2 protein-coding genes are annotated in these 1,236 nt (G+C 44.8%); both read right to left on the bottom strand.

The window, feature by feature from the left end; genetic code table 11:
- Window positions 1-10: 10 nt before the first annotated feature.
- Window positions 11-895, bottom strand: coding sequence for an IS3 family transposase (locus C1T21_RS26630; RefSeq protein WP_103050368.1), 885 nt, complete (start codon window positions 893-895; stop codon window positions 11-13).
- Window positions 850-1,164, bottom strand: a complete 315-nt coding sequence (locus C1T21_RS26625) for a helix-turn-helix domain-containing protein (protein ID WP_025722639.1) — start codon at window positions 1,162-1,164, stop codon at window positions 850-852. The genes C1T21_RS26630 and C1T21_RS26625 overlap by 46 nt, the downstream gene beginning before the upstream one ends.
- Window positions 1,165-1,236: the final 72 nt, after the last annotated feature.

Below are 1,236 nucleotides of genomic sequence, written 5' to 3'. Positions count from 1 at the left end.
AAAAAAGACCCTAGGCTATAAGCTGCTTCCGATACTCTTTCGGAGGCAGCTTATTTAACTTTCGTTGTGGTCGACATTGGTTGTAAAATCGAATATATTCTTCTATTCTCCTTTGTGCCCCGTCCATATTTCGGATATCATATGGGTAGAGCCCTTCCGTTTTGAGATGCGAGAAGAAGCTCTCCATCGAGGCATTATCATAACAATTGCCTCGGCGAGACATGCTGATCCGGGCGCCAACCTTTGGCAGCATGTCATGGTACGCATGGGACGTGTACTGGAATCCCTGGTCGCTGTGAACGATGAGGCCAGTCACGTCTTTTTGCTGTTTCCAGGCTTGTCGAAACGTCTGTAAAACCAGTTCGTTATCATTTCTATGGCTCATCTGGTACGCGATAATTTCGTTATTGAACAAGTCTTTAATCGCAGACAGATATAGCCAGCAATCCCCCACACGATATTGCGTGATATCTGTGACCCATTTTTGATTAGGTTTGTCCGCCTTGAAATCCTGTTTTAGCAGATTTTTCGCCACACGACCTTTCGTAGAGGAAGCATAGTTGCAGCGATGTTTCCGGCGAATTTGTGAGCGGATTCCCAAGACCTGCATGAGCCGAAGTACCTTTTTATGGTTCATCCAGACTCCATGATCGTGCTGCAAAAATAGTTGAATTTGGCGATAGCCGTAGACCCCGTTATACTGCTCATACACTTTCTTCACAAGTGCTTTCGCGTCCCGATCTCGATCTGCTCCTCTACGCTTTAAGAAGGCGTAATATCCACTTCTGGAGACTTTGAAAAGCGTACACAGTTTGCTAATAGGATAGTCTTTCGCAGCTTTCTCAATGGTTATATATTTGTGTGCTTCATCTCCTGTATCCAGATTTCCAAACACTTTTTTAGCATGTCATTTTCCCGTCTCAGCTTCTGTACATACCTATCCTGGTCGATATACTCCTTACGCCGTCCTCGCTGGTCCATGAGCCCGAATTCACCGAGTTGCTTGTATTTGCGCATCCATTCTTTTAATCGATGTCGATCTGCGATCCCAAACTTCTCCATGAGTCTACGATACGTCCAACCTTCTTCAATATGGAGTCGTATGGCCTCTACCTTGGTTTCAAACGTATACTCGTTAAACTTTGTTCCCTTTTTCGCCGGCATAAAAAATGCACCCCTTAGATTTCATCGGATAAACCAGGGGTTTATTCCAATGTCTATTCTAAGGGGTGCACT

Origin of the sequence: Paenibacillus sp. F4 (assembly GCF_002894905.1) — a bacterium.
Taxonomy (GTDB): domain Bacteria; phylum Bacillota; class Bacilli; order Paenibacillales; family Paenibacillaceae; genus Paenibacillus; species Paenibacillus polymyxa_B.
This window is presented reverse-complemented; position numbering and strand designations above follow the sequence as displayed.

What these genes read in the sequence shown, in the direction of transcription:
- C1T21_RS26625 (WP_025722639.1), bottom strand. Translation starts at nt 1,164, where the DNA reads ATGCCGGCGAAAAAGGGAACAAAGTTTAACGAGTATACGTTTGAAACC.